The sequence below is a fragment of the Arthrobacter sp. Y3223065 genome (genome assembly GCF_059090885.1).
The window spans coordinates 592,225-615,542 of record NZ_JBNHGC010000001.1 but is presented as its reverse complement, the minus strand read 5'-3'; the positions used below and the strand labels follow the sequence as shown (position 1 = coordinate 615,542).

17 protein-coding genes are annotated in these 23,318 nt (G+C 68.9%); 7 read left to right on the top strand and 10 right to left on the bottom strand.

What is annotated here, in order from left to right:
• Nucleotides 1-148: 148 nt before the first annotated feature.
• The 3 genes from AC5RUK_RS02765 (at nt 149) to AC5RUK_RS02755 (ending at nt 1,793) form a co-directional block, all read left to right on the top strand.
• The gene (locus AC5RUK_RS02765) at nt 149-727 is read left to right on the top strand and encodes a type II toxin-antitoxin system PemK/MazF family toxin (RefSeq protein ID WP_493987154.1); all 579 of its coding nucleotides are present in this window, start codon (nt 149-151) and stop codon (nt 725-727) included.
• Between the two features lie 338 nt (nt 728-1,065).
• Entirely contained in the window at nt 1,066-1,326 is a 261-nt protein-coding gene (gene rpsT, locus AC5RUK_RS02760; RefSeq protein WP_493978395.1) for a 30S ribosomal protein S20, read from the top strand.
• Nucleotides 1,327-1,514: 188 nt separating this feature from the next.
• Nucleotides 1,515-1,793, top strand: coding sequence for a hypothetical protein (locus tag AC5RUK_RS02755; RefSeq protein WP_493987153.1), 279 nt, complete (start codon nt 1,515-1,517; stop codon nt 1,791-1,793).
• Between the two features lie 67 nt (nt 1,794-1,860).
• Here the strand turns inward: AC5RUK_RS02755 and holA are convergent, their stop codons facing one another.
• The 3 genes from holA to AC5RUK_RS02740 form a co-directional block, all read right to left on the bottom strand.
• Nucleotides 1,861-2,868, bottom strand: coding sequence for a DNA polymerase III subunit delta (gene holA, locus AC5RUK_RS02750; protein WP_493987152.1), 1,008 nt, complete (start codon nt 2,866-2,868; stop codon nt 1,861-1,863).
• A 99-nt stretch (nt 2,869-2,967) separates the two neighbouring features.
• Nucleotides 2,968-5,193 carry a ComEC/Rec2 family competence protein gene (locus AC5RUK_RS02745; protein ID WP_494151319.1) on the bottom strand — a complete coding sequence of 742 codons (2,226 nt, stop codon included), beginning with the start codon at nt 5,191-5,193 and terminating at the stop codon, nt 2,968-2,970.
• A 536-nt stretch (nt 5,194-5,729) separates the two neighbouring features.
• Entirely contained in the window at nt 5,730-6,545 is an 816-nt protein-coding gene (locus tag AC5RUK_RS02740) for a ComEA family DNA-binding protein (RefSeq protein WP_494151318.1), read from the bottom strand.
• 265 nt (nt 6,546-6,810) lie between these two features.
• On the opposite strand from AC5RUK_RS02740, the gene AC5RUK_RS02735 reads away from it, so the two are divergent.
• Complete coding sequence (locus AC5RUK_RS02735; RefSeq protein WP_494151317.1) at nt 6,811-7,737, top strand: endonuclease NucS domain-containing protein; 927 nt, start codon at nt 6,811-6,813, stop codon at nt 7,735-7,737.
• Nucleotides 7,738-8,095: 358 nt separating this feature from the next.
• Here AC5RUK_RS02735 and AC5RUK_RS02730 read toward each other — a convergent pair whose 3' ends face one another.
• The 4 genes from AC5RUK_RS02730 to glpK form a co-directional block, all read right to left on the bottom strand.
• Nucleotides 8,096-8,386, bottom strand: coding sequence for a hypothetical protein (locus AC5RUK_RS02730; protein ID WP_494151316.1), 291 nt, complete (start codon nt 8,384-8,386; stop codon nt 8,096-8,098).
• A 337-nt stretch (nt 8,387-8,723) separates the two neighbouring features.
• Nucleotides 8,724-9,671, bottom strand: a complete 948-nt coding sequence (locus AC5RUK_RS02725; protein WP_494151315.1) for a DegV family protein — start codon at nt 9,669-9,671, stop codon at nt 8,724-8,726.
• A gap of 17 nt (nt 9,672-9,688) precedes the next feature.
• Complete coding sequence (leuS, locus tag AC5RUK_RS02720) at nt 9,689-12,178, bottom strand: leucine--tRNA ligase (RefSeq protein ID WP_494151314.1); 2,490 nt, start codon at nt 12,176-12,178, stop codon at nt 9,689-9,691.
• Between the two features lie 164 nt (nt 12,179-12,342).
• On the bottom strand, nt 12,343-13,857 hold the full coding sequence (gene glpK / locus AC5RUK_RS02715; protein WP_494151313.1) for a glycerol kinase GlpK: 1,515 nt from the start codon (nt 13,855-13,857) through the stop codon (nt 12,343-12,345).
• 280 nt (nt 13,858-14,137) lie between these two features.
• On the opposite strand from glpK, the gene AC5RUK_RS02710 reads away from it, so the two are divergent.
• From AC5RUK_RS02710 to AC5RUK_RS02700, 3 genes are all read left to right on the top strand, one after another.
• Nucleotides 14,138-15,016 carry an alpha/beta fold hydrolase gene (locus AC5RUK_RS02710; RefSeq protein ID WP_494151312.1) on the top strand — a complete coding sequence of 293 codons (879 nt, stop codon included), beginning with the start codon at nt 14,138-14,140 and terminating at the stop codon, nt 15,014-15,016.
• Nucleotides 15,013-16,098, top strand: coding sequence for a glycosyltransferase family 4 protein (locus AC5RUK_RS02705; RefSeq protein WP_494108916.1), 1,086 nt, complete (start codon nt 15,013-15,015; stop codon nt 16,096-16,098). Before AC5RUK_RS02710 ends, AC5RUK_RS02705 begins: the two co-directional genes overlap by 4 nt.
• Nucleotides 16,099-16,620: 522 nt before the next feature.
• Entirely contained in the window at nt 16,621-18,345 is a 1,725-nt protein-coding gene (locus AC5RUK_RS02700) for an HNH endonuclease (protein ID WP_494151311.1), read from the top strand.
• Here the strand turns inward: AC5RUK_RS02700 and AC5RUK_RS02695 are convergent.
• From AC5RUK_RS02695 to AC5RUK_RS02685, 3 genes are all read right to left on the bottom strand, one after another.
• The gene (locus tag AC5RUK_RS02695; RefSeq protein ID WP_494151310.1) at nt 18,267-20,573 is read right to left on the bottom strand and encodes a primosomal protein N'; all 2,307 of its coding nucleotides are present in this window, start codon (nt 20,571-20,573) and stop codon (nt 18,267-18,269) included. The genes AC5RUK_RS02700 and AC5RUK_RS02695 overlap by 79 nt on opposite strands.
• A gap of 5 nt (nt 20,574-20,578) precedes the next feature.
• The gene (gene metK / locus AC5RUK_RS02690; protein ID WP_493987141.1) at nt 20,579-21,784 is read right to left on the bottom strand and encodes a methionine adenosyltransferase; all 1,206 of its coding nucleotides are present in this window, start codon (nt 21,782-21,784) and stop codon (nt 20,579-20,581) included.
• Nucleotides 21,785-22,017: 233 nt separating this feature from the next.
• The gene (locus tag AC5RUK_RS02685) at nt 22,018-23,301 is read right to left on the bottom strand and encodes a bifunctional phosphopantothenoylcysteine decarboxylase/phosphopantothenate synthase (RefSeq protein ID WP_494151309.1); all 1,284 of its coding nucleotides are present in this window, start codon (nt 23,299-23,301) and stop codon (nt 22,018-22,020) included.
• Between the last annotated feature and the right edge of the window lie 17 nt (nt 23,302-23,318).

Sequence of the window (23,318 nt, the reverse complement as noted above, 5' to 3'; positions counted from 1 at the left end):
CCGACCCGGGATCCGCGCACCCGCGCCGCACCCATACCTGCCGCGATCGGGCACGCGCCGAAATCGCAGACCTGCCGATATCGGGCACGTGCCGAATCCACAGACTTGCCGAGATCGCGCACGCGCCGCCGTTCAGTAGCCTAGGGCCATGGCATTTTCCCAGCGTGGTCTCAACCGTCTCCTTGGCTCCGCCGTCCGGGCGTTCCGTGGCCTGTCCGGTTCCGGACGCCCCGAAGGTTCCACGCGGCGGCGCGGTCCGGTGCCCGGCAGGCAGGGGCAACCTCCCGGACGTGCCGCCGGCCGCCCGCGCGCGGAAGCCGGTCCGGGCTTGCCGTATCCGGGCGACTACCGAGGCACGGGGACCATCAGCTACTCCCCCGAAGCCGACGGCGCGCCGGATCCGGGCGAGATCGTCTGGACGTGGGTGCCCTACGAAGAGGACTACACGCGGGGCAAGGACCGGCCTGTCCTGGTCATCGGCTACCACCGCGGCCGTTTGCTGGCGCTCATGCTGACCACGCGGGACCGGAACAACGACGGCAGGCGCGACAGCGACTACCTGGACCTGGGCTCGGGTGCCTGGGACGTCCGGGGCCGCCCGAGTGAAGTCAAGCTCGACCGTGTGCTGCAACTGGAGCCGGATCAGGTCCGGCGCGAAGGAGCGGTGCTGCCGCGGGCCTCGTTCGACAAGGTTGCCCAAGCCATGCGCCGCCGCGGTTGGAGCTGATCCAGGGGCGGGGCCGCTGCGACCTGAGCCGCGGCCGGGTCGCGGCGTGTCGGCCCCACGCAGGTCCACCGCCGGGGCGCGGCGTGTCGGCTCCACGCAGGTCCACCGCCGGGGCGCGGCGTGTCGGCTCCACGCAGGTCCACCGCCGGGGCGCGGCGTGTCGGTCGTGCGCAGGTCCGCCGCCCTGAGCACGGATCTGCTAACATTTATAGCTGTGTGTCCGCGCAGGTCGACGGGCACCTCGGGCCGGTTGCCATTACGGTACCCCACGCCGCTCAGTCAATGACCGGACCGACTGCCCTCAAAAGACCAAGTTCCTCAACAAAGAGAGTTATTTCGTGGCCAATATCAAGTCCCAGAAGAAGCGCATCCTCACCAACGAGAAGGCACGCCAGCGCAACATCTCGGTTCGGTCCGAGCTGAAGACCGCCATCCGCGCCGTGACCGGTGCCGTCCAGTCCGCTGACCAGGACGCCGCCGCCACCGCTTTGGTTGCCGCGAGCCGGAAGCTCGACAAGGCCGTCAGCAAGGGTGTTATCCACAAGAACAACGCCGCAAACCACAAGTCTTCGCTGGCCAAGAAGGTCAACGCGCTCTAAACAGTGCGTCCGGCCAACAGGCCGAACCAAGCCAAGGCCGGAGGCCGCCACCCGTTCGGGGAGGCGGCCTCCGGCTTTTGTGCGTCCGGCTGCAGACGACGGCCTGCCCGGAGGGTACCTTTGGTTGTGTCCCGCTGGGCTGGTTGTGTTCCGCGGTGCGCTGCCGGGCTGCCCGCCGCTTGGTGGGCTTGGGCGTTCTGGCCGCCCTGCCCACCGCAGTGGCCGGCCTGGCCGAGTGGACCACGGCGGACCGGGCCACGCGGCGCATCGGCGTCTTGCATTCCTCCGCGACCACGGCAGCCACCCTGGTGTTCGCGGGCTCGTGGCTGGCCCGCCGGAGGGGATGCCAGGGGCTGGGGATCGGCCTGGCCCGGGCCGGCTCAGCGGTTGCCATCACCGGGGGTTTCCTCGGCGGCTACATGGGCAGCCGCGTCCGGGGTCGCGGCGGAAGAGCCAGCGGCACTTGAGGCCGGGAACCCTGCTGTTTCGGCCTAAGGGCAGGGCGGAGAGTTCCGGAACCGTTGGCGCTTGCGTTCAGCGGCGCGCGCTGGTGGCGATCAAGGTGACGGCACGCTCCACGGCATATTCCGGGTCCCGGCCCTCGCCTTTGACCTGGGCGTCGGTCTCGGCCAAGACCTGGATGCAGCGGGCCAGGGCCTCTGATTCCCACAGCCGCGCGTCCCTGCGGGCCTGGTCGAACTGCCACGGCGCCATGCCCAGGTCGCGTGCATTGGCCGACGCGCTCTTGACTTTGGCAATCTGGCGCAGCTTCATGGCCAGCACGGCAACAATCGGCACGGGATCCACGCCGGTGGCCAGGGCGTGACGGAGGGACGACAGCGCCACTGCGCCGCGGCCGGAAACGGCCGCATCCGCGACTTTGAATCCGGTGGCCTCGACCCGTCCGCCGTAGTATTTCTCGACCGTCTCTTCGGTGACTGCGCTGTCGGCGTCGGAAATCAACTGGGAGCAGGCGGCGGCCAGGTCCGGCAGCGACGAGCCGACGGCGCCCACGAGGGCCTGGGCAGCGGCAGGGTCGATGGCCCGGCGCGCCGACTTGAACTCCTGCCTGACGAAGTCCAGTTTGTCGGAGTCCTTTTTCATGGCCTGGCAGTCGACCACGGGTGCCCCGGAAGCCTTGACCGCGTCCAGCAGTTTCTTGCCGCGGGTTCCGCCCCCGTGGTGCAGAACGAGCCAGATGTCGTCGGCCGGGGTCGCCACATAGGCCAGCAGGTCCGTGAGGAACTCGTCGGTCATCTGCGCCAGGGACGACGCCTCAATGAGTTTGGCTTCGCCGAAGAGGCTGGGGCTGGCCAGCATCGTGAGCTCGCCGGCGGTGTAGGCGGAGGCATCGAGCTGGACCAGCTCGAGGTCCGGGTGCCGGCCCCGCAGGAGGCCCCGGATGCGTTCCTTGGCGCGGTGGGCCAAGTACTCTTCCGGACCGCTGACGAGCACGACGGCGGCCGGCTCGACGTCACGCCAGGAGACGGTGACGGCGCTCTTCTTGGCGGCCGAAGAGCGGGATCCGGGTGGCGGGTTCACGGCAGGTTCCTCCTTGTTCAGGTCTAGAGTTTCACGATCCAGCCCTTTTGCCCAAAGCAGTTCCCCGCCTCCCGCCGGGCCATGGTCTCCGCTACCCGCCTAGCTGTTGGCGCGGACGGACAATTCCCGGTCGCGGACGTCCACGAGGACCGTTCCCAGCTCGTCGGTCCTGAGGACGTGCACGCCGGCCGCTTGGAGCGCCGCCAGGATTTCAACCGCTGGATGGCCGTAATCGTTGCTGGCGCCCACGGAGATCAGCGCCGCCGCCGGCCGCAGCGCGGTGATGAGTGCGGTTCCCCCGTTCCGTGCGCCGTGATGACTGACCTTGAGCACGTCGACGGCGAAGTCCGGGCCCAACCGGCGTATCAGGGCCGGCAGCTGCTCCTCCTCCAGGTCGCCGGTGAGCAGCATCCGCGTCGATCCCCCGGCCGGGGAGGGCAGGGTGAGGTCGACGACGAGGCTCGCGTCGTTTTCGGACAGGCCGCCGCTGCCCTCCACCGGCCAGTGCACCGTCCAGCCAACTGCTCCCGATGAGCCGGACAGGCCCGCAAAGGCGCGCTCTGCCTGCAGCCCCCGGTCCTCAAGCGAGGCCCGCACGGAAGCAGGCGGCGCTGCACCGGCGCTCGAGTACAGCACCCGCGCCGTCTCCCGTCCCGCCACGGCTCCGTCGAGTCCGCCATAGTGGTCCAGGTGCATGTGCGTCAGCACCAGCAGGTCGATGCGTTCCACGCCGAGTCCGTCAAGGCACCTGTCCATCGCCTCCGGGTCGGGTCCGGTATCCACCACGATCGCACTGCCCTCGCCTGTCCGCACCACCACGCCGTCACCCTGTCCCACATCGCAGGCCGCCACGTCCCACTCCGCCGCCGGTGCCGGCGGCAGCAGCACCCCGGCCAGTGCTCCTCCCGCGAGCCCGGGCAGGGCCGTCCAGCAGGCCAGCTTGAGCAACGCCGCGCGCGTGCCGGAACCGAAGCCGCCGCCCCGCAGCGCCGCCGCGCCGTCGTCGTCGGGCCCGAGGCGCTGCTCCTTCGAAGCCCGCCGCCTGTCCGCGGCCCGCAGCCCCCAGAGGAGCGCCAAGCCGGCGCTGGCCGCTCCCGCGGCGCCGAGCGGGCCACCTGCCCACGGCAGCGCGGCCATGGGCAGTGCGGAAAACCAGCGGGCGACCCCCGCGATCCACAAGGTCATCCAGCCCGCGGCATGCAGCACCACGGCGGCCGGTCCGGGGAACAGCGGCAGCAGTGCCGTCCCGATCATGCCGGCGACCGTAATGAAGGGGACCAGCGGTCCCGCAGCCACATTGGCGGGGACTGCGTACAGGGCCAGTTCGGGCTGGAGCTGGACAATGACCGGGGCGCAGAAAACCTGCGCGGCCAGCGGCATGGCCACCGCGTGGGCCAGCGGGACCGGCAGGAAACGCTGCAGCCGGCGGGAAAACACGGTTCCCAGCAGTACGAGGGAGAGGGTCGCAAGCACCGACAGCACGAAGCTGTAGCTGGCCGCCAGCCACGGATCCACGATCAGCAGCACCAGTACCGCCAAGGCCAGGAAGGCCAGCGAGGCCCTGCGCCGTCCGCTCAGCACCGCGACCACCCCCAGCGAGCCCATCACCGCGGCGCGCAGCACGCTGGGCTCCGGCCGGACCAGGAGCACGAATCCGACGAGACCGGTCAGGCCCGCAACAGCTTTCGCCCAACGGGGCAGCCGGACCGCCGATCCGAGCAGGTAGATGAAGGCCAGCACGTACGAAACATTGGCGCCGCTGACCGTGAGAAGGTGCGTCAGCCCGGTACGCCGCATGGCCTCCTCGAGGTCCGCACCCTGGTGTTCCTTGTCCCCCAGCACCATCCCGGGGAGGAGCCCGCGGGCGTCGGGTGGCAATCCGGCCAGCGCCGCCACGAACTGGCCGCGCAGGCCCGAGACCCATGCATCCAGGGGTGGCGCCGAGCGTTCCAACGGGGCGGTGGATGCTATCAGCAGGGCGTCGACGGCCTGGCCCGGGTCCGCCCGGACGAGCTTGCCGGAGGTGCGCAGCCGCTCGCCGAACCGCACGTGGGACCACTCCGGCCCGCCGAGGACCAGCACCGGGGTGTCGGCCTCGAACCGCACGCGGTCGGCCGTGGCCTCCACGATGGTTGCGGTCAGGTGGAAACGCGGGCCGCTACCAAACTGCCGCGGCGCCTTGACTTGCGCTGCGTCACCGGTGGCCACCAGGCGGGCCGTGATGGTCTGCTCGCCCGTGATGGCCGTCCCGATCGGGCCCGCCAGCCGCTCCGCCTGTTGCAGGCCTACCGTCAGTGCCAGCAGCCCGGTGCAACTGCACAGCACAACGACGACGGCGATGCCTCCCGCACCGCGGGCGCCGCGCCGAGGCCGGGCGCGAGATTGAGGCGGGTTCCCCTGCTGCCGGGCCCGTGTGTGGCGCCGGCTTCCCTGCCGTGGGGACCTTGGCTGAGGCGGGTCTTCCCGGGGCCGGGACCGGTGGTGCCATGCCGACAAGCTGGCCGGGCGAGGCAGTGGCCAAACCGGCCGCAGCGGCAACAGCAAACCGGCGGTCGCTGTACAGGCGGTTCCCAAGAGCACGCCCGCGGACAGCAGGGCAACCCCCGGCGGCGCGTGGGGCAGCGCCAAGGCAGCTCCCCAGCATGCCGCCGCCGCGAGCCCCAAGCGAAGATCCAGGCGCCGGCCGTCGGCCTCCGCCGCGGCGGCCTCAGCGGCTGCGGGATCTGGCTTGACGTGGCGCAGCAACCGCCGGCCCAGGTCGCCGCGCCGTCTGGGCGGCTGGCGCCCCTCATTCAGGTCCTGCGTCGCGGCAATTGGACGTCGGGCCGCTTCCGCATACCGCTGCCAGCGCGGCGGCCGGCTCATACCGACACCAGCTCCACCAGCGCCTCCAGCATGACCGGCCCGATGCCGGGCACCGCGTCGAGATCCGACGGCTGCCCGTACGGGCCATGCTGCTCGCGGAACTCAACAATCCGGGCGGCAAGCACCGGTCCAACACGGGGCAGCTCGAGGAGCTCCTCGGCCGTGGCCGTATTGATGTTGATCTTGGCGGCGGGATCGCCCGTGGCGACGCCCCCGCCGGCTTCCGCGTCGCCGCTGCGAGAGCCGTCGCTAGAGCCTCCACCGGCTCCGCCGCCGCCTCCCGAACCAGCCGCCGGTTGCGGACCCGGCGCATCCGGCGTGGGCACATAGACCTGCTGTCCGTCGGTCAACGGCGCCGCCAGGTTCAGCGCCTCGAGCTGCGCCTTCTTCGTGGCACCCCCGGCCGCGTCAATGGCTTCGAACACCCTGGAGCCCTCGAGCAGCCGGACAATCCCCGGCGAAGCAACGGCTCCGGCAACATGGACGATGATGCCGGGGCCGGCGCCTGCCGAATCATCCCCGGTCTCCGCACCGTCCTCGCCGGCAGTAGGCGGCGCCGCTGGGGGCTTCCCTTCCGTTCCCTCGTCGAGAGCCGGACCGGCAGCCCGGTCGGACGCCAGCGGAATGCTCTCCAGGATGGGAGCAGCCGAGCGGCTCACATCAGCGGTGGCCAACGAAACAAGCCCGTAGCCCAGGCACAGCCCGGCCACCACGAACGCTGCCCCGAGGGCTATGCGGAAGCGCGGAGTTCGCCTCGGCCGCGACGCAATACCGCCGCGGGCGGTTGCCGGAAGCCAGCGGTGTCGGCCCATGCGGCAACACTAGGTCGGCCCGTGCTTCTGCCCGGCCGGCCCACAAGCACTGGTGGACAGCTGCTCCGGCGGCGCCGTCTGTGGAGGAAAGGAACGCTCAGCCCCGGGATGGATTCGGCGGTCCCGACGACCACCGCGACGCCGCGAAATGTGCCTGCAGGGCTGAAGCGATGCGGGAGTCGACATGTGTGACGGCCCCAGTGGGATAGGTTCAAGGCAAGAAGAACGTGTGGCCCTCTTGGGTCATGAACACTGGGAGCGAGTATTGACAACAGCATGGGTAGTCCGCCAAGGCACGGGCGGCAGGAACGCAGACGAGATGATCGAAGCTGGCTACATGGGCGTCGACTTCATCGGTGACTATGACATCAAGCCCCACCTCGGCCGGGGGGCGGAGGCCTTCCGAAGTGCGATGAACAGTGTGTTCCTTAACATGTACCCGGACAAGTCGCGTATCGCCGCCGGCCTTGCCATGGGCAACCTGTGGGCCGCGTGTGAGGGCATCGGCGAAGGCGACATGGTGCTTGCGCCGAAACCGGGGCGGACCTACCAGTACGGCATTGTCACCGGGCCCTATGAGTATCATCCCGGCACTGAACTTCCACACCGGCGTCGGGTCGACTGGAAGGGAACGCTGAACAAGGATGATATGAGCCCGACCCTTGCGTCCTCGACTGGTTCGATGATGACGGTCTTTCAGTTGACCGCGCACGCGGCAGAGCTTGCCGCCCTCACAGAGTTGGCGAACCCGGCCCAGCCCATCGCCCAAGTAATCTCCTCGCAGGTCGAAGACCAGCTTGCGTTTCAGATGGAGAAGCAGCTCGAAGACTTCCTGGTCCACAACTGGCGCAGCACTACATTGGGCCGGGAATACGACATCTACGAGGAAGACGGCCAGCTCAAGGGCCAGCAGTACCTCACCGACACCGGGCCCATGGACATTCTCGCGATCAGCAAGGACCGAACCAAGCTGCTCGTCGTTGAGCTGAAGCGGGGACGGGCCAGCGACGCGGTCGTCGGCCAAATCCAGCGATATATGGGGTTCGTTCAGGAAGCCCTGCTCGAACCCGGACAGAGTGTTGAGGGTGTCATCATCGCCCAAGAGGACGATTTGAAGATCCGCCGGGCACTGTGCGTTGCCAAAAACATACGGTTCATGAGATACCGAGTTGAATTTCATCTGGAGTCATGACCGCGTTTCCCGCGCGACGGGCAAGTTTCTTCTTTTACTTCGAGCCGGAACGTCGTTGGGTTGATGCCAACACCTAGACTTCCGCGTGGTGCATTCGCTTGGCCGTCAGGCGTATCGCTGAGAGGTGTTAAAGTAGCCAGCCCCGAAATCCCCTCCATGTGGACCGTATGGGTAATCCCGGTGTTATACGCTTCTTGCCTGATTCGGGCTAAAAGTGATGTAACTCGGAGTCAGCCGCAGTCATTCTCCGCAAGCTGCTATGGATTTTTTCAGCCCTAATCGCTCGGGTGATTAAGCCACTCTTATGGTTTGCAGAGGCAGGCGCTCAACCGCGCACTGGCAAATAGACGAGGCTTGCTTACCAACAATCGACAGGCCGACTCTCCCTGTCCGCCGAGGGGAGCATGACCGGCAGGGCATCGATCTTCACCAGGGCCCGGTATACCGACCCAACGAGCAAGATCAAGCCGACTATGCCCAGTAGGCCTCCGAAAACCGTTATACCCAGGAACAGGCCACTGCGTTCAGTGGAGGGATCGGCGAAAACCGCCCGTGCGCCGAATGTCGTTGCAATGAAAATAACCAGCGGACTTGTCAAAACCAAGCTGATACCGCCTACGAAAAGCCCTGCCGCGTTTTTGTACTTCATGTTCTCCCCCTTAAATGAAACTGATCGTTTTAGATTACATGGCAGCGCGGACGGTTCGTGCTGCCGGCAGGAGGAAGTGTCGCATGGATTTCAGTAGCTTTTCGCTTTGAACTTGAAGCCTATGACCGTGGCTGGCCGTTGACCGAGCGGCTCACATCCGCGGTGCCCAGCGAAACAAGTCGGTAGCCTAGGCACAGCCCGGCAGACCGAACGCCGCCCCGAGGGCTATACGGAAGCGCGGAGTCCGCCTCGGCCGCAACGCAATGCCCCGACCGGCCGGCATGCACTCGTGAACAAGAACCGCTCCCGGCGCGCCGCCTGTGCTGAAAAGGAGTGCTCAGTTCAGGGGCGGCGTCGGCGGTCCGACGACCACCGCGACGACGCCCAGGCCGGTATGGGCGGCCAGGACCGAGGGCACCGGGGTCAACAGCACGTCGTCGCTCAGGTACTGCTGCAGGGTTTCCGCGATGGCCCGGCTCTCGGTTTCGTTGCCGAAGTAGTGCACCGCCACCCGGGGTTCGTAGTCGAGTTCCTCGATCCGGCGCACCACCAGCTGCTGCAGCCGGGCCTGGGCTCGGGCGGCGGTCCGCACCTTCTCCAGCGGCAGGATGGCACCGTCGCGGATGGCCAGCAACGGCTTGATCGCCAGGAGGGAGCCGAGCAGTCCGGAGGCGGCGGAAATCCGGCCGCCGCGGCGCAGCTGGTCCAGGCTGGGCACGTAGAAGAAGACGTCCGAACACACGGCGGCCGCCTTGGCGCGCTCCGTCACGGCCTGCCGGTCGAGACCGCTCTGCGCCGCGATGACGGCGTCGATGACGGCGAATCCTTCACCCAGCGCGGCGCTGCGCGTATCCACCACTTCCACCGGGATGCCCACGCCGTCGGCCGCCAAGCCTGCCGCTTCGATCGTGCCGGAGAGCTCGGCCGAGAGGTGGATGGAGACGATCGCGTCGAAGCCCAAATCCTCGAGCTCCCGGTAGGTCCGCTCCAGAAGCCCCGGCGACGGGCGCGAGGTCTTGATGTCGCGCCCCACGGCGAGCCCGACCGCCAAGGCGGAAGCGACGTCGTCGACGCCTTCCCCGTAAATCTGCCCGGAGATCATCACCGGCATCGGCACCACCCGCAGCCAGTCCGCGGTGTCCGGCTGGTTGACCCAGTCCGCGGGCAGCGAAGCGGCCGAATCCGTGACGACGGCAACCCGGTGCCGCTGCGGCTGGCCCGGCCGGGCAGGCGGCTGCTGCAGCAGTTGCTTGGACCGCTGTACCAGTTGCTCGAGCCAATTCATCGGGGCCAGGCCGCCGGTCAGGCCGGCACGATGTTGACCAGCTTCGGCGCGCGCACAATTACCTTGCGCACTCCGCGGCCGTCAAGCGTCCGGATGACCTGCGGCGAGGCCAGTGCGAGCTTCTCCAGCTCGTCCTCGTCGACATCGGCCGCCACCTCCAGCCGGTCGCGCACCTTGCCGGCTACCTGCACCACCGCGGTCACGGTGTCCTGCACCAGCAGGGACTGGTCCACGGCCGGCCAGGACGCCTTGACCACGGAGGGTTCGTGGCCCAGCTGGGCCCAGAGGTCCTCCGCGGTGTAGGGGGCAAACAGGCTCAGGATGACGGCCACTGCTTCGGTGGCCTCGCGGACGGCCGGGTCGGCGGCACCGGGGCCGGCGTCGATGGCCTTGCGGGTGGCGTTGACCAGCTCCATCAGCCGGGCGATGACCACGTTGAACTTGCCGGCATCGAGCAGTTCCGCCGCGTCGGCAACGGTCCGGTGGGTGACCGAGCGCAGGGCGCGGTCGCCGTCGTCGTAATTTGCGCCCGGAGCAGAGGCGACGTCCTGTCCCAGCCGCCAGGCGCGGGCCAGGAACTTGGCCGAGCCGGAGGGTGAAACGTCGGCCCAGTCCACGTCGTCTTCGGGCGGCGAGGCAAAGATCATGGTCAGGCGGACGGCGTCCACGCCGAACTTGTCCAGCTGCTCGCCCAGGTCCACGCCGTTGCCCAGCGACTTGCTCATCGCTTTGCCGCCGTTGAGCACCTGGCCCTGGTTCAGGAGCGCACGGAACGGCTCGTCGAAATCGATCAGGCCCATGTCCTTGAGCACCTTGGTGAAGAACCGGCTGTAGAGCAGGTGCAGGATGGCGTGCTCGACGCCGCCCACGTACTGGTCCACCGGCAGCCAGCGGGCCGCGGCGTCCTTCTCAAACGGGCCCTCTGTGTAGTCCGGGGAGGCGAAGCGCAGGTAGTACCAGGACGAATCCACGAAGGTGTCCATGGTGTCGGTGTCGCGGCGGGCGGCCTTGCCGCAATTCGGGCAGTCGGTGTTGACCCAGTCCGCGGCGGAGGCCAGCGGCGAGGTGCCCTTGGGCGACAAGGCTTCGCCGCGCAGGTCGTCGGGCAGCCGCACGGGCAGCTGGTCATCGGGAACCGGGACCTCGCCGCACTCCTCGCAGTGGACGATCGGGATCGGCGCGCCCCAGAACCGCTGGCGGGACAGCAGCCAGTCGCGCAGCCGGAAGTTTACGGTCTTCTCGCCGGTGCCGGCCGCCTCCACCAATTCGATGGCACGGGCGATGGCTTCGGTCTTGGACAGGCCGTCGAGCTCGCCGGAATTGATCAGGGTACCTTCGCCGCTGGTGGCGATCCCGGTGTCGGCCGGGTCCTCTTCCCCGGTGTCGACGACGGCGCGCACGGGCAGGTCGAAGGCTTTCGCGAAGTCCAGGTCGCGCTGGTCGTGCGCCGGCACGGCCATGATGGCGCCGGTGCCGTAGTCGGCCAGCACATAGTCGGCGGCCCAGACCGGCAGTTTTTCGCCGTTGAGCGGGTTGATCGCGTAGCGGCCCAGGAACACGCCGGTCTTTTCGCGTTCGGTGGACTGGCGTTCGATGTCGGAGAGGGCCTTAATCTGCTCGCGGTAGGCCATCAGCGCGTCGTGGTGCTCCGGGGCCACCAGGTCCAGCGCCAGGTGCGTATCGGCGGCGACCACGAAGAAGGTGGCGCCGTTCAGGGTGTCCGGCCGGGTGGTGAAGACCGTGACGTCCTGCGCCGGGCGTCCGCCGGCTTCCTCCACCGTGAAGCGGACGTGCGCGCCTTCGGAGCGGCCGATCCAGTTGCGCTGCATCGCCAGCACCCGCTCCGGCCAGTGGCCCTTGAGCTCGTCCATGTCGTCCAGCAGGCGGTCGGCGTATTCGGTGATCTTGAAGTACCACTGGTTTAGGCTCTTCTTGGTCACGGGGGTGCCGCAGCGTTCACACGCCCCGTTGACCACCTGTTCGTTGGCCAGCACGGTGAGGTCCTTCGGGCACCAGTTGACCGGGGAGTTCTTCCGGTAGGCCAGGCCGCGTTCGTAGAACCGCAGGAACAGCCACTGGGTCCAGCGGTAGTACTCCGGGTCGGAGGTGTGCAGCCGGCGCGACCAGTCGGCGCTGATCGCGTAGCGCTTGAAGGACGCGGCCTGGGTGTCGATGTTGGCGTAGGTCCACTCGCTGGGGTGGGCGTTGCGCTTGATCGCGGCGTTCTCGGCCGGCAGGCCGAAGGAGTCCCAGCCGATCGGGTGCAGGACGTCGTAGCCCTTCAGCCGCCAGTAGCGGGCCACCACGTCGCCCATGGCGAAGGCTTCGGCGTGGCCCATGTGCAGGTCGCCGGAGGGGTAGGGGAACATGTCCAGCACATAGCGGCGTTCGCGGGAACCGTCGTCGGCGGGAGCGAAGACATCGAGTTCCTCCCACACGGCCGGCCATTTGGCCTCCATGGCGGAGAAACTGTACTCGTGCTGTTCCGTACCCGGCTGCGTACTCACTGTGCTTGCCTCGTCCTCTTGTCTGTACTGCGCACTGGCCTGACTCCCCTAGACACACAAAAGCCCCTCGGCATCGGAGGGGCGGGCCGCTGAAGCAGGGCCTGGGCCCCGCGGCAGCGGCTAGCTAAGGAGCAGTGCGAACATGGGACCACTTTACCGCACGTTCACAGGACATCGTCGTCGACCCAGTCGAAGGTCCGGGTGACCGCTTTCTTCCACAAACGCAGCCTGCGTTCCCGCTCTTCCGCCGGCATCTGCGGCTCCCAGCACGCCTCCTGCACCCAGTTCCGGGCCAGCTGGTCCGTGCCCTCCCAAAATCCGACGGCGAGGCCCGCCGCATACGCCGCTCCCAGGGCCGTGGTCTCGGTGACCCGCGGGCGCATCACGGGCACGCCCAGGATGTCCGCCTGGAACTGCATCAGCGCATCATTGGCGACCATTCCGCCGTCGACCTTTAAACCGGTCAGCGGCACGGCGGCGTCCGCGTTGACCGCGTCCAGGACTTCCCGGGTCTGGAAGGCCGTGGCCTCCAGCGCGGCGCGGGCAATGTGCGCCTTGGTCACAAACCGGGTCAGGCCCACCAGGGCGCCGCGGGCATCCTGCCGCCAGTACGGCGCGAACAGGCCCGAGAACGCGGGCACGAAGTAGCAGCCGCCGGTGTCCTCGACCGTGCCCGCCAGTTGCTCGGCCTCCTGCGCCGATGAGACCAGGCCCAGGTTGTCGCGCAGCCACTGGATCAGCGACCCCGCGACGGCGATCGACCCCTCCAGCACGTAGTGCGGCGCCGCTTTGCCCAGCTGGTAGCCCACGGAGGTCAGCAGTCCGTGCGATGACCTGACGATCGCCTCGCCCGTGTTGACCAGCACGAAGCAGCCCGTGCCGTACGTGTTCTTGGCCTCGCCGGGGTTGAAGGCCGCCTGCCCGAACGTGGCCGCCTGCTGGTCGCCGAGGATGCCCGCCACCGGGACGTGGCGCAGCAGTTGTGAGCCGTGCACCGTTGCGTAGGGCTCGGACGATGAGCGGATCTCCGGCAACATCGCGGCCGGCACGCCGAAGGCGTCCAAAATTTCCCGGTCCCACTGCAGCGTGCGCAGGTCCATGAACAGGGTGCGGGAGGCGTTGGTAACGTCGGTGGCGTGCGTACCGCCGTCGGGCCCGCCGGTCAGGTTCCACAGGACCCAGCTGTCGGTGGTGCCGAACAGCAGCTCGCCGGCCTCGGCCCGTTCCCGCGCCCCGTCCACGTTGCGCAGGATCCAGGCCAGCTTGGTCCCGGCGAAGTAGGGCGCAAGCGGCAGGCCGGTCTGCTCGCGGAAGCGGTCTACGCCACCGTCGGCCGCCAGTTCGTCGCAGATCTGCTGCGTGCGCACGTCCTGCCAGACGATCGCGTTGTACACCGGCCGGCCCGTGTTCTTCTCCCACACCACCGTGGTTTCGCGCTGGTTGGTGATGCCGACGGCGGCTATGTCGTGCCGGGTCAGGCTGGCCCGGGACAGCGCCGTGCCCACCACCTCGCGGGTGTTGTCCCAGATTTCCAGCGGGTCGTGTTCCACCCAGCCCGGCTGCGGGAAGATCTGCCGGTGCTCGCGCTGGCCGGTGGAGACCGGTGTCCCGGCGTGGTCGAAGATGATCGCGCGCGTGGAGGTGGTCCCCTGGTCGATCGCCAGCACGAACTCCGCCATCTCAGCCCTCCACGCTCCGGTCCGGGCTTCAGTGCCCGGCTGCTGTTGAACCTAACCGGCGGCGCACGCAGCGTCAATCGAGCGGGCGCTGCCGGCGGCCCCCCGTGCTGCCCGCCCCGGTGCGGGTCCCCGGTGCCGCGCCTCCGGTGCCGTCCCCCGGTGCCGCGCCTCCGGTGCCGTCCCCGGTGCCGGCCCTGCTGAGGCATCATGGGCCGCGCTGCGCGGCAACGCGCCCGCGGGTCGGTAGAGTCGAAGGCATGAAATCAGGAGGGACCCTGGCGTGACCGCCGTTGCCGACCGTGCGGTGCGCCGCGAAATTCTGCTCGACGGCGCCCGGGTGCGCTACTGGGAATATCCCGCGGACGACGACGGCGCGCCCACCCTGCTGGTCATCCACGGGTTCCGCGGGGATCACCACGGGTTGGAACTGGTGGTGGGACAGCTGCCCGGGTACCGCGTGATCGCCCCCGACCTGCCCGGCTTCGGCGAGTCGGATCCCCTGGCCGCCGGCACGCACGGAATCGAGGGGTACACCCGGTTCCTGCACGCCCTGGCCGGCGAACTCAAGCTTGGCCCGGATACCTACGTCTTGGGACACTCCTTCGGCTCCATCGTGGTCAGCCACCACCTGGCGGCGCATCCGGGCAGCTTCCGGGCTGCCATCCTGGTCAACCCGATCAGCGAACCCGCGCTGCAGGGACCGAAAGCGATCCCCTCCCGGCTCGCCGGGTTCTACTACTTCGCAGGGGCCAAGCTGCCCGAGCGGTTGGGCCTCTGGCTGCTGCGCCATCGGTTGATCGTGCGGGGCATGAGCATCATGATGGCGAAGACCCGCGACCCGCAGCTGCGTTCCTACATCCACGGGCAGCATGACGCCTACTTCAGCGCCTTCGCGAACCGGCGGGTGGTGCTGGAGGCCTTCCGCGCGTCCATCTCCGCCGACGTCGCGCAGGTCGCCGGCCAGCTGGACCAGCCGGTCCTCCTGATCGCCGGCGAACGGGACGACATCGGTTCCGTGGCGAGCCAGCGCAGGCTCGCGGCGATGATCCCGGAATCCCGGCTGGAAGTGATCCCCGCCGTCGGGCATTTGATCCATTACGAAACCCCGGCCCCGGCCGCCGCCTTCATCCGGGACTTCATCGACGGAATGAGTGCATGAAACTCCTGATTGACGCCCGGTTCACCCGCACCGACCAGCTGGACGGAATCAGCCGCTACGGCGCCAGCCTTATCGAAGCCGCGTCCCGGCTGGCGGACGTGAGCATGCTGATCAGCGACGAGCGGCAGCTGCAGCTCCTGCCCGACGTGCCCTGGGTCAAGATCAACAGTCCGCTCTCCCCCGCCGAACTCTTCGTGGCGCGCCGCGTGAACAAGCTGGGCGCCGACGTCGTCGTCTGCCCGATGCAGACCATGGGCAGCTTCGGCCGCAAGTACGGGCTCATCCTGACCCTGCACGACCTGATCTACTACTCGCACCCCAAGCCGCCGGGCTTCCTGCCCAAGCCGGTGCAGTGGCTCTGGCGGCTCTACCATAAGGCCTACTGGCCGCAGCGTCTCCTGTTGAACCGTGCGGACACGGTGGCCACCATCAGCCACACCACGCAGGCGCTGATGGAACGGCACCGGCTCACCCGCCGGCCGATCCGGATTGTTTCCAACGCCGCCCAGCCGCAGGGAGCGCCGCGCGATCCGGCCGTCGGCCGCGACAAGACCCTGCTCTACATGGGCTCGTTCATGCCGTACAAGAACGTGGAAACGATCATTGACGCCATGGCGCTGCTGCCGGACTACGAGCTCCATCTGCTCAGCCCGGTGCGTCCGGACAGGCAGGCCGAACTGGAGGCCCGCGCCGTTGACCCTCGCCGGCTGGTCTTCCACAACGGGATTTCCGACGCCGGATATCAGCAACTGCTGCAACGGACCACAGCGCTGGTCACCCTCTCCCGCGACGAGGGCTTCGGCCTGCCGCTGATCGAGGCCATGGCCGCCGGCACGCCGGTGATCGCCAGCGACATTCCGATCTTCCGTGAGGTTGGTGGCGGCGCCGTCACGCTGGTGGACCCGGATGAGCCCGCCGACTTCGCGGCGGCCGTGGCAGCGCTGGACCAGCCCGGTGCCTTCCGCGCGGCGTCGGAGGCCAGCATCCGCCGAGCCGCGGCGTACGACTGGAACGAGTCGGCCAAGCAGCTGGTCGCCGCCGCCGAGGAAGTGTTGGAACGACGGCGGAGCCGGTCCCGGTAGTTGTAGCCTGTCGTCAAGTCCAGGAATGTGCCTTGCAGTAGGGCCGGGACCTCGCCTAGGGGCCGGACAGGCCGGCTAGATCCGGGGTGCTGACGCGGCGGCCTTGCAAGCCGGTGGAGCTGCTGGGGTGGATGTCCTCCTGACGTGGCCGCATCCGGTCGGGCCACTCCACGGTGGACGTCCACCTTGACGTGGCCCATCCGGTCGGGCCACTCCACGGCGATCGTCCGCCCGTGCCGCATTCGGTCAGGGGCGCGCCACGGTTGCCGTGCAGCTGGCACCGGCACGGATGCTGCGTCCCCCGGAAGTGGCGGTTTTTGCTGCCTCCTCCGAAGTGGCGGTTGCTGCATCCTCTGAAACTGTCAGTGGCGGCGCATAGTCTGTTTTTAGTAGCAGTTCAGCACCAAGGTTGGCCGCCGGGTCGTGGGTTTGCCGGTGGCGTCCGCGGATCCCTTCAGGGTTCGTGACCGCTCGTATTCGAGGCCATGCAGCAGCTCGCATGCTGAAGATTGAGACGCTGAGATGTTTGATCCGGCAGTATCCGAACCTCCCGCCGCAGGACCGTCTGCCCCGGCCCGGCCTGCCGCAGCACCGGCTGCCGGCAGCGCTTCAAGGCGGGACGCCGGACCGGCCGCGGGTCCGGTCGGGTCTGCCGCCGTTCACGCGGCGGCCGAAGCCCTTCAGGGCATCGATCTGGACGTGCCGGACCGGGAGTTGGTGGAAGAGCTTACGGCGCTGGAGGGGCTGAAGGCTGCCGCCGCGGCGGCGCAGGCCAGGGTCCAGGTCGCGCTGGAGAAGTCCGTGCGTGCCCGCCGTGCCGCCGCCGGGATGCCCAAAGACCGGCAGGGCGCCGGGGTCGCGGCCCAGATCGGGTTGGCCCGGCGCGAGTCCCCGCACCGGGCAGCGGTCCTGCTGAACCTGTCCCGGACCCTGGTCGGGCAGATGCCGCACACCCTGGCCGCACTGGCCGCGGGGCACCTGAACGAATACCGGGCCGAGATCCTGGCCCAGGAAACCGTTTGCCTGACCCCGGAGCACCGCGCCCGCGTGGACCGGGAACTGGCCGGCAACCGGGACCGGCTGCACGGACTCGGGAACCGGGCGCTGCGGGCCGAAGCCAAACGCCTCGCCTACCGGCTGGAACCCCGCTCGGTGGTGGACCGGGCGGCGAAGGCCGAAGCTGACCGGCACGTTTCCTCCCGCCCGGAGCCGGACACCATGGTCTCGGTCCGGACCCTGCTGCCGGTAATCCAGGGCGTGGCGGTGATGGCCGCCCTGCACCGGGAAGCGGACCGGCTGCGCAACAACGGCGACCCCCGGTCCCGCGGCCAGATGATGGCCGACACCGTGTTCGAACGCGTCACCGGCCGCAGCACCGCCGACCCGGCCCGGCTGGAAATCCAACTGGTGATGACCGACCGCACCCTGCTCCACGGCCAGAACGAACCGGCCTGGCTGACCGGCTACGGCATCGTCCCGGCCCACTACGCCCGCCACCTCACCGGGACGCCGCACCGACCGCCGGCAACGGCACACACACCCGAAGCCAACACCGAAGCCAGCCCGCCCGGCCGCACCGCTGCCGGCGGCGGCCGCCAGGACAACGGGTTACCGGCGGCAGCACCACACGGTGGCAGCCCGCCCTGCGGGATGGGGCAGAAGGCGCCGCCGGCCGGGACCGAGCCGGGCTGGAAGACCGCCCGCGAGCAGGCCCACCGCACCAAAGTGCTGACACAGGGCAGTGTGGAAGACATCTGGGTCCGACGCCTCTACACCGCCCCCGGGACCGGACAGCTGCTGGGGATGGACTCGGCCGCGCGGAAGTTCCCCGACGGGATGCGCCGGATGATCCTCGCCCGCGAGGCCGTCTGCGGCAGGCCCTGGTGCGACGCCCCGATCCGGCACATCGACCACATCGTGCCCTGGTCACAAGGCGGCAAAACCACCATGGCCAACGGCCAGGGACTGTGCGAGCAATGCAACCAGTCAAAAGAAGCCGAAGGCTGGTCCAGCCGCCCCCTCGAAGGACCACACCACACGATCGAAACCACCACCCCCACCGGACACACCTACACCTCCACCCCGCCACCACTACCCGGCACGCCGCCGCCCGGTACAGATGGAGCCCGAGCGCCCCTCGCATGGCACCGGACGGCGCACCCGGAAGGTTATAGCAGGTCGGTCCCGTCGCAGCGCACCTGTACCGGGTCGGGGACGCGTTTGGCGGACAGCGCCGCCTTGCGGTGACGGAGCGCAGCGGTCACGCGGGCTCCATCCTGATAGCTGAAGAACAGCAGCAGGCGGTGCTCGCTGCTCTCCCCCGATCGGGCCGGCAGCTCAACGGGGCCGACGCTGCGAAGGCTGCCGCTAAGCTCAAAGTCCGCCATGAAAGCTTCAATGCCTGAGGGCTTCCCGGTCAGGGCGGCGATCCTCACGGCCGGGGGAAGCTGAAGCTCACGTCGCAACTGCATCTCCCTGGCTGCGGCGCCAGCGGGGTCCCACCGAACCAAGGGCGCCACAACGGCATCCTGGTCGGCGGTGACTACCACCAGCCCCCCTTCCGACGCCGGCTGCACCAGCGACGCCGCGCGGAACCATCGGCGCAGCACGTCTTCGGGTGCGCGAAGGGACTCTCGGCTGAGCATGGCATTGCCATCCAGCAGCAACGCGGCCGCGTAGCCACCGGGCGCCACAGGCTCGGCTCCCGGTGTTGCGACCACCAGGGCTTTCCTTGACTCGACCACAGACTTGATGTGTTCCCCCGAAGAAGACACGACCGTCGCCCCCGGGAACGCACGTCCCAGTTCCTCTGCGGTACGCAGGGCCCCGACCGCAGAGGCACGGAGCCTGTGCGATCCGCATTCGGGACAGGAATAGTTCGCGGCCAACCGACCGCACCACCGGCAAGCCGGAGCCGCCGCGCGGCCCGGCTGCGCCAGCGGCCCGTTACAGTCGGTGCATCTGGCGGGCGTGCGGCAGTCCTGGCAGGCAAGGGCAGGTGAGAAGCCGGTCCGCGCCACCTGCACCAGCACCGGTCCGCGTTCCAGGCCTTCCTTGGCGGCCCGCCAAGCGGCCTGCGGCAAACGGGCATGGCGCAGCATGGGATCGCGTTCCTGTTGGAACGAATCCGCGGTGTTGAGGATGCGCGGAGTCGCCTGGCGCAGGAAGGGCCGGGCGGGCGTGAGCGCCGACGCCCAGCCGGTCTCGACCAACCGCTGTGCTTCGCCGCTGCGCGAGACCCCGGCGAACAGGGCCGCGCAGCCGGCCTGCGCCGTGCGCAGCAACAACACCTCGCGGGCATGCTGGTAGGGGGAACGCTGCTCCAGCAGCAGGTCATCGCCGTCGTCCCACATGGCCACCAGGCCCAGATCCTGCACCGGGGCGAAGGCGGCCGAGCGCGTCCCGACGGCCACGGATACCTCGCCATGCAACAACCGCAGGTAGTTCCGGTAGCGCGGCGTCGGCCCGTCCTCGGCAGTCAGGCGGACAAACTGGTCCGTGCCAAGGACTCGCTCCAATTCGGCTTCCAGCCGGGCCAGGTCCTTGGCGTCCGGAACAACGACGACGGCGCCGCGGCCGCTCTGCCGTACGCTCGCCACGGCGTGCGCAACTTGGGCTGCCCACGAAGCGGGGCCGTAGGACTTGTGGCTGGCCAAAACGGCCCGCGGAGCGGCGCCCGACGCCAGCTGGGCCAGAAAGACGCCGGCGTCTTCATAACCGGCGAAGGCTTGCTCCGCCTCAGCCGTAGTTGCCGGGCCAGCAGTAGCAGCGGTGGTAGCCGTAGCGGTGGCGGTAGCCGGAGGGGCGGTGGTAGCCGTGGCAGCGGTGGTAACCGAAGGGGCGGCGGCATCCGTAGCGGCGGTGGTAGCCGGAGGGGCGGCGGCATCCTTAGCAGCGGTGGTAGCCGGAGAGGCGGCAGCATCCGTAGCAGCGGCGGTAACCGAAGGGGCGGCGGCATCCGTAGCATCCGTGGCGGCGGTGATAGCCGCGTGGGTACCCGCGGCCGGCCTGGCCTCCACTGCCGCCTCGCCCGTCTCCCGGGCAGCGAATTCCTTATCCACTTTGGCGACGCGCGGCGGGATGGCGGCGCGCAGTACGTCGCTGACGTTTCCGGCGTAGCGCGCGGCCACCGACGTGGCCAGCCGGAGCAGCTCCTCGGTCAGCACCGGCTGCGCGGAAACCACCTTGGCCAACGGGGCCAGCTTGACCCCTTCCGGCACCTCGGACGTGCGGCGGGTGATGTACCCGCTCATTTCCTGGCCGCCGAACCGGGCCTTGACCCGCGCGCCGGGAACAGCGTCGGCGTCCAAATGCTCCGGCACCAGGTAATCGAAGATCCGGTCCAGATGCGGCAACGCCGTTTCGATCAGCACCCGGGCCACCGGATCGGTCGCCGCCGCCGGCGAGGTGCCCGGCGCCTGCTTGGGGGCACCGAAGCCCTGCAGCAGGCTCAGCTGGTGCGGATCAGAGCCCATCAGGCTCAGGCGTTGAAGTAGCTGCGCAGTGCGTCCGCCCGGTCGGTCCGCTCCCAGGTGAAGTCGGCATGTTCACGGCCGAAATGGCCGTGTGCCGCGGTCTGCTTGTAAATGGGCCGCTTGAGCTCCAGGTCGTCGATGATGCCCAGCGGACGCAGGTCGAAGACTTCCTCGATCGCCTGGGCAATGCGCGCCGGATCAACGGTCTCGGTTCCGAAAGTTTCCACGTAGATGCCGACCGGATGCGCCATCCCGATGGCGTACGCGATCTGGATCTCCGCGCGCCGGGCCAGTCCGGCGGCCACCACGTTCTTGGCCACCCAGCGCATGGCGTAGGCGGCGGAACGGTCCACCTTGGACGGATCCTTGCCGGAAAATGCGCCGCCGCCGTGACGGGCCATGCCGCCGTAGGTATCCACGATGATCTTGCGTCCGGTCAGCCCGGCGTCGCCCACCGGCCCGCCGATCACAAAGTCACCGCCCGGATTGAGGATGTAGCGCACGTTGGTGGCGTCCAGGGAGCTGGCCGCCAGCACCGGCTCGATCACGCGCGAGGCGAGGTCGGCCCGCAGATGTGCCAGGTCCACGCCGCCTTCATGCTGGCTGGAAATCACGACCGAGTTGACGGACACCGGCTTGTCGCCGTCGTAGCCGACGGTCACCTGCGTCTTGCCGTCCGGCCGCAGATACGGGAGCGTCCCGTCCTTCCGCACCTCGGTCAAACGCTCGGACAGCCGGTGCGCGAGCCAGATCGGGGCGGGCATCAAAACGTCGGTCTCGTCGCTGGCATAGCCGAACATGATGCCCTGGTCGCCGGCGCCCTGTGCGTCACGCGCGTCGATGCTTGTCCCCTCGCGGGTTTCAAAGGAGTTGAAGACCCCGGAGGCGATCTCCGGCGACTGCTGGCCGATGGAAACCGAGACCCCGCACCGCGCGCCGTCAAACCCCTTGTCCGAGGAGTTGTAGCCGATCTCCAGGATGGTATCCCGGACGATCTGCGGAATCTCCACGTAGCCCTGCGTGGTGACCTCACCGGCCACATGTACCAGTCCGGTCGTCGTCAGCGTCTCTACGGCTACCCGCGACTCGGGATCCTCGCGCAGCAGGGCGTCGAGGATGGCGTCGGAAATCTGGTCACAGATCTTGTCCGGATGGCCTTCGGTCACGGACTCGGACGTGAAGAGCCGCAGATTGCTGTCAGAAGAAGTCACAGACATACCTTACTTGCTGGCGGGGACCGCCACGGAACTGTAGACGCGGCCCCAAAGGCCCGGTCATGGAGCGAAACAGTAGTACACAGGGGGTCACGGGCGGCCCGGTTCCCGCGGCACGAGGGAGACGGCGCCCCCGCGCTCCCCCACAGGGCAGAAGCAGTGGCCGCCCGGTGCCAGCGTCAGCCCGGAAGCAGTGGCAGCCCGGTGCCAGCGTCAGCCCGGAGTCAGCCTCAGCCGGAGAGTTCGGCGGTAATGCGCTCAATGATCACGGCCGCCGCACTGTCTTTGCTGCCGCGGTGGGTCTGCGGTTCGACTTCGCTGCGTGCCAGCACCGTGATCTCGGTGTCATCCTGGCCGAACACCAGGTCGCGGCCCACGCGGTTGAGCACCAGCAGGTCGCAGCCCTTCCGTTCGAGCTTGCTGCGCGCGTAGTCGAGCACGTCCCCGCGGTCGTCGCCGGTTTCCGCCGCGAAACCGACGATCAGCGGCGCCTCGCCGGAGCCGCGCTGCTGCACGACCTCCACCAGGATGTCCGGATTCCGCACCAGCGTAATCACCGGGTCGTCGGCGTCGTCGCGCTTCTTGATCTTGGTATCGGTCACTTCCGCCGGCCGGAAATCCGCCACGGCGGCTGCCATGATCACGACGTCGGAGCGCGCCGCCGCTTCGAGCGTCGCCTCGCGCAGGTCCAGGGCGGTTTCCACCGAGCTGGACTTGATCCCGTCCGGAATTTCCACCTCAAGGTGGGCGGCGATCAGTTCGACCTCCGCTCCCGCAGCCGCAGCGGCGCGGGCCAGTGCCACGCCCTGCTTGCCGGAGGACCGGTTGCCCAGGAAGCGCACGGGGTCCAGCGGTTCGCGGGTGCCGCCGGCAGTGACCAGGACCCTCTTCCCGGCCAGCGGACCGGGTTCCGGAGCCGCGAGCCCGGGCACGGCCGAGTCCTCCGGCGCCCAGCCAGCCTCCGCCGTCGTCCGGGGTTTTAACGTTCCGTCGGCGAGGCCTGCGGCGATGAAATCGTAGATTTCCGCCGGTTCGGGCAGCCGGCCGGGGCCGGTGTCCTTGCCGGTCAGGCGGCCTACGGCCGGGTCCATCACCGTGGGGCCCCGGCTGCGCAGCGTGGCCACGTTCGCCGCGGTGGCCGGGTGCTGCCACATTTCGGTGTGCATGGCCGGCACAAAGACCACCGGCGCGGTGGCCACCAGCAGCGTGTTGGTGAGCAGATCGCCGGCCAGGCCGGCGGCTGCGCGTGCCAACAGATCCGCGGTGGCCGGACACACGACGACGAGGTCCGCTTCCTGGCCGAGGCGGACGTGGTTGACCGACTCGACGGCATCGAACACGCTGTTGCTCACCGGGTTGCCGGAGAGGGCCTCCCAGGTGGCGCGGCCCACGAACTTTTCGGCGGCGTCGGTCGGGATGACCGTCACCTCGTGGCCGGCTTCCTTAAACAACCGAAGCAGGGATGCCGACTTGTAGGCGGCGATGCCGCCGCCCACGCCCAAAATGATCCGCATGCCTGCCCCGGTGTTAG

Coding starts and splice junctions, on each gene's coding strand:
- AC5RUK_RS02700 (WP_494151311.1), top strand. CDS start 16,621: ATGTTTGATCCGGCAGTATCCGAACCTCCCGCCGCAGGACCGTCTGCC.
- AC5RUK_RS02740 (WP_494151318.1), bottom strand. CDS start 6,545: ATGGGCCGACACCGCTGGCTTCCGGCAACCGCCCGCGGCGGTATTGCG.
- AC5RUK_RS02705 (WP_494108916.1), top strand. CDS start 15,013: ATGAAACTCCTGATTGACGCCCGGTTCACCCGCACCGACCAGCTGGAC.
- glpK (WP_494151313.1), bottom strand. CDS start 13,857: ATGGCGGAGTTCGTGCTGGCGATCGACCAGGGGACCACCTCCACGCGC.
- AC5RUK_RS02685 (WP_494151309.1), bottom strand. CDS start 23,301: ATGCGGATCATTTTGGGCGTGGGCGGCGGCATCGCCGCCTACAAGTCG.
- AC5RUK_RS02730 (WP_494151316.1), bottom strand. CDS start 8,386: ATGAAGTACAAAAACGCGGCAGGGCTTTTCGTAGGCGGTATCAGCTTG.
- AC5RUK_RS02695 (WP_494151310.1), bottom strand. CDS start 20,573: ATGGGCTCTGATCCGCACCAGCTGAGCCTGCTGCAGGGCTTCGGTGCC.
- AC5RUK_RS02725 (WP_494151315.1), bottom strand. CDS start 9,671: ATGAATTGGCTCGAGCAACTGGTACAGCGGTCCAAGCAACTGCTGCAG.
- AC5RUK_RS02765 (WP_493987154.1), top strand. CDS start 149: ATGGCATTTTCCCAGCGTGGTCTCAACCGTCTCCTTGGCTCCGCCGTC.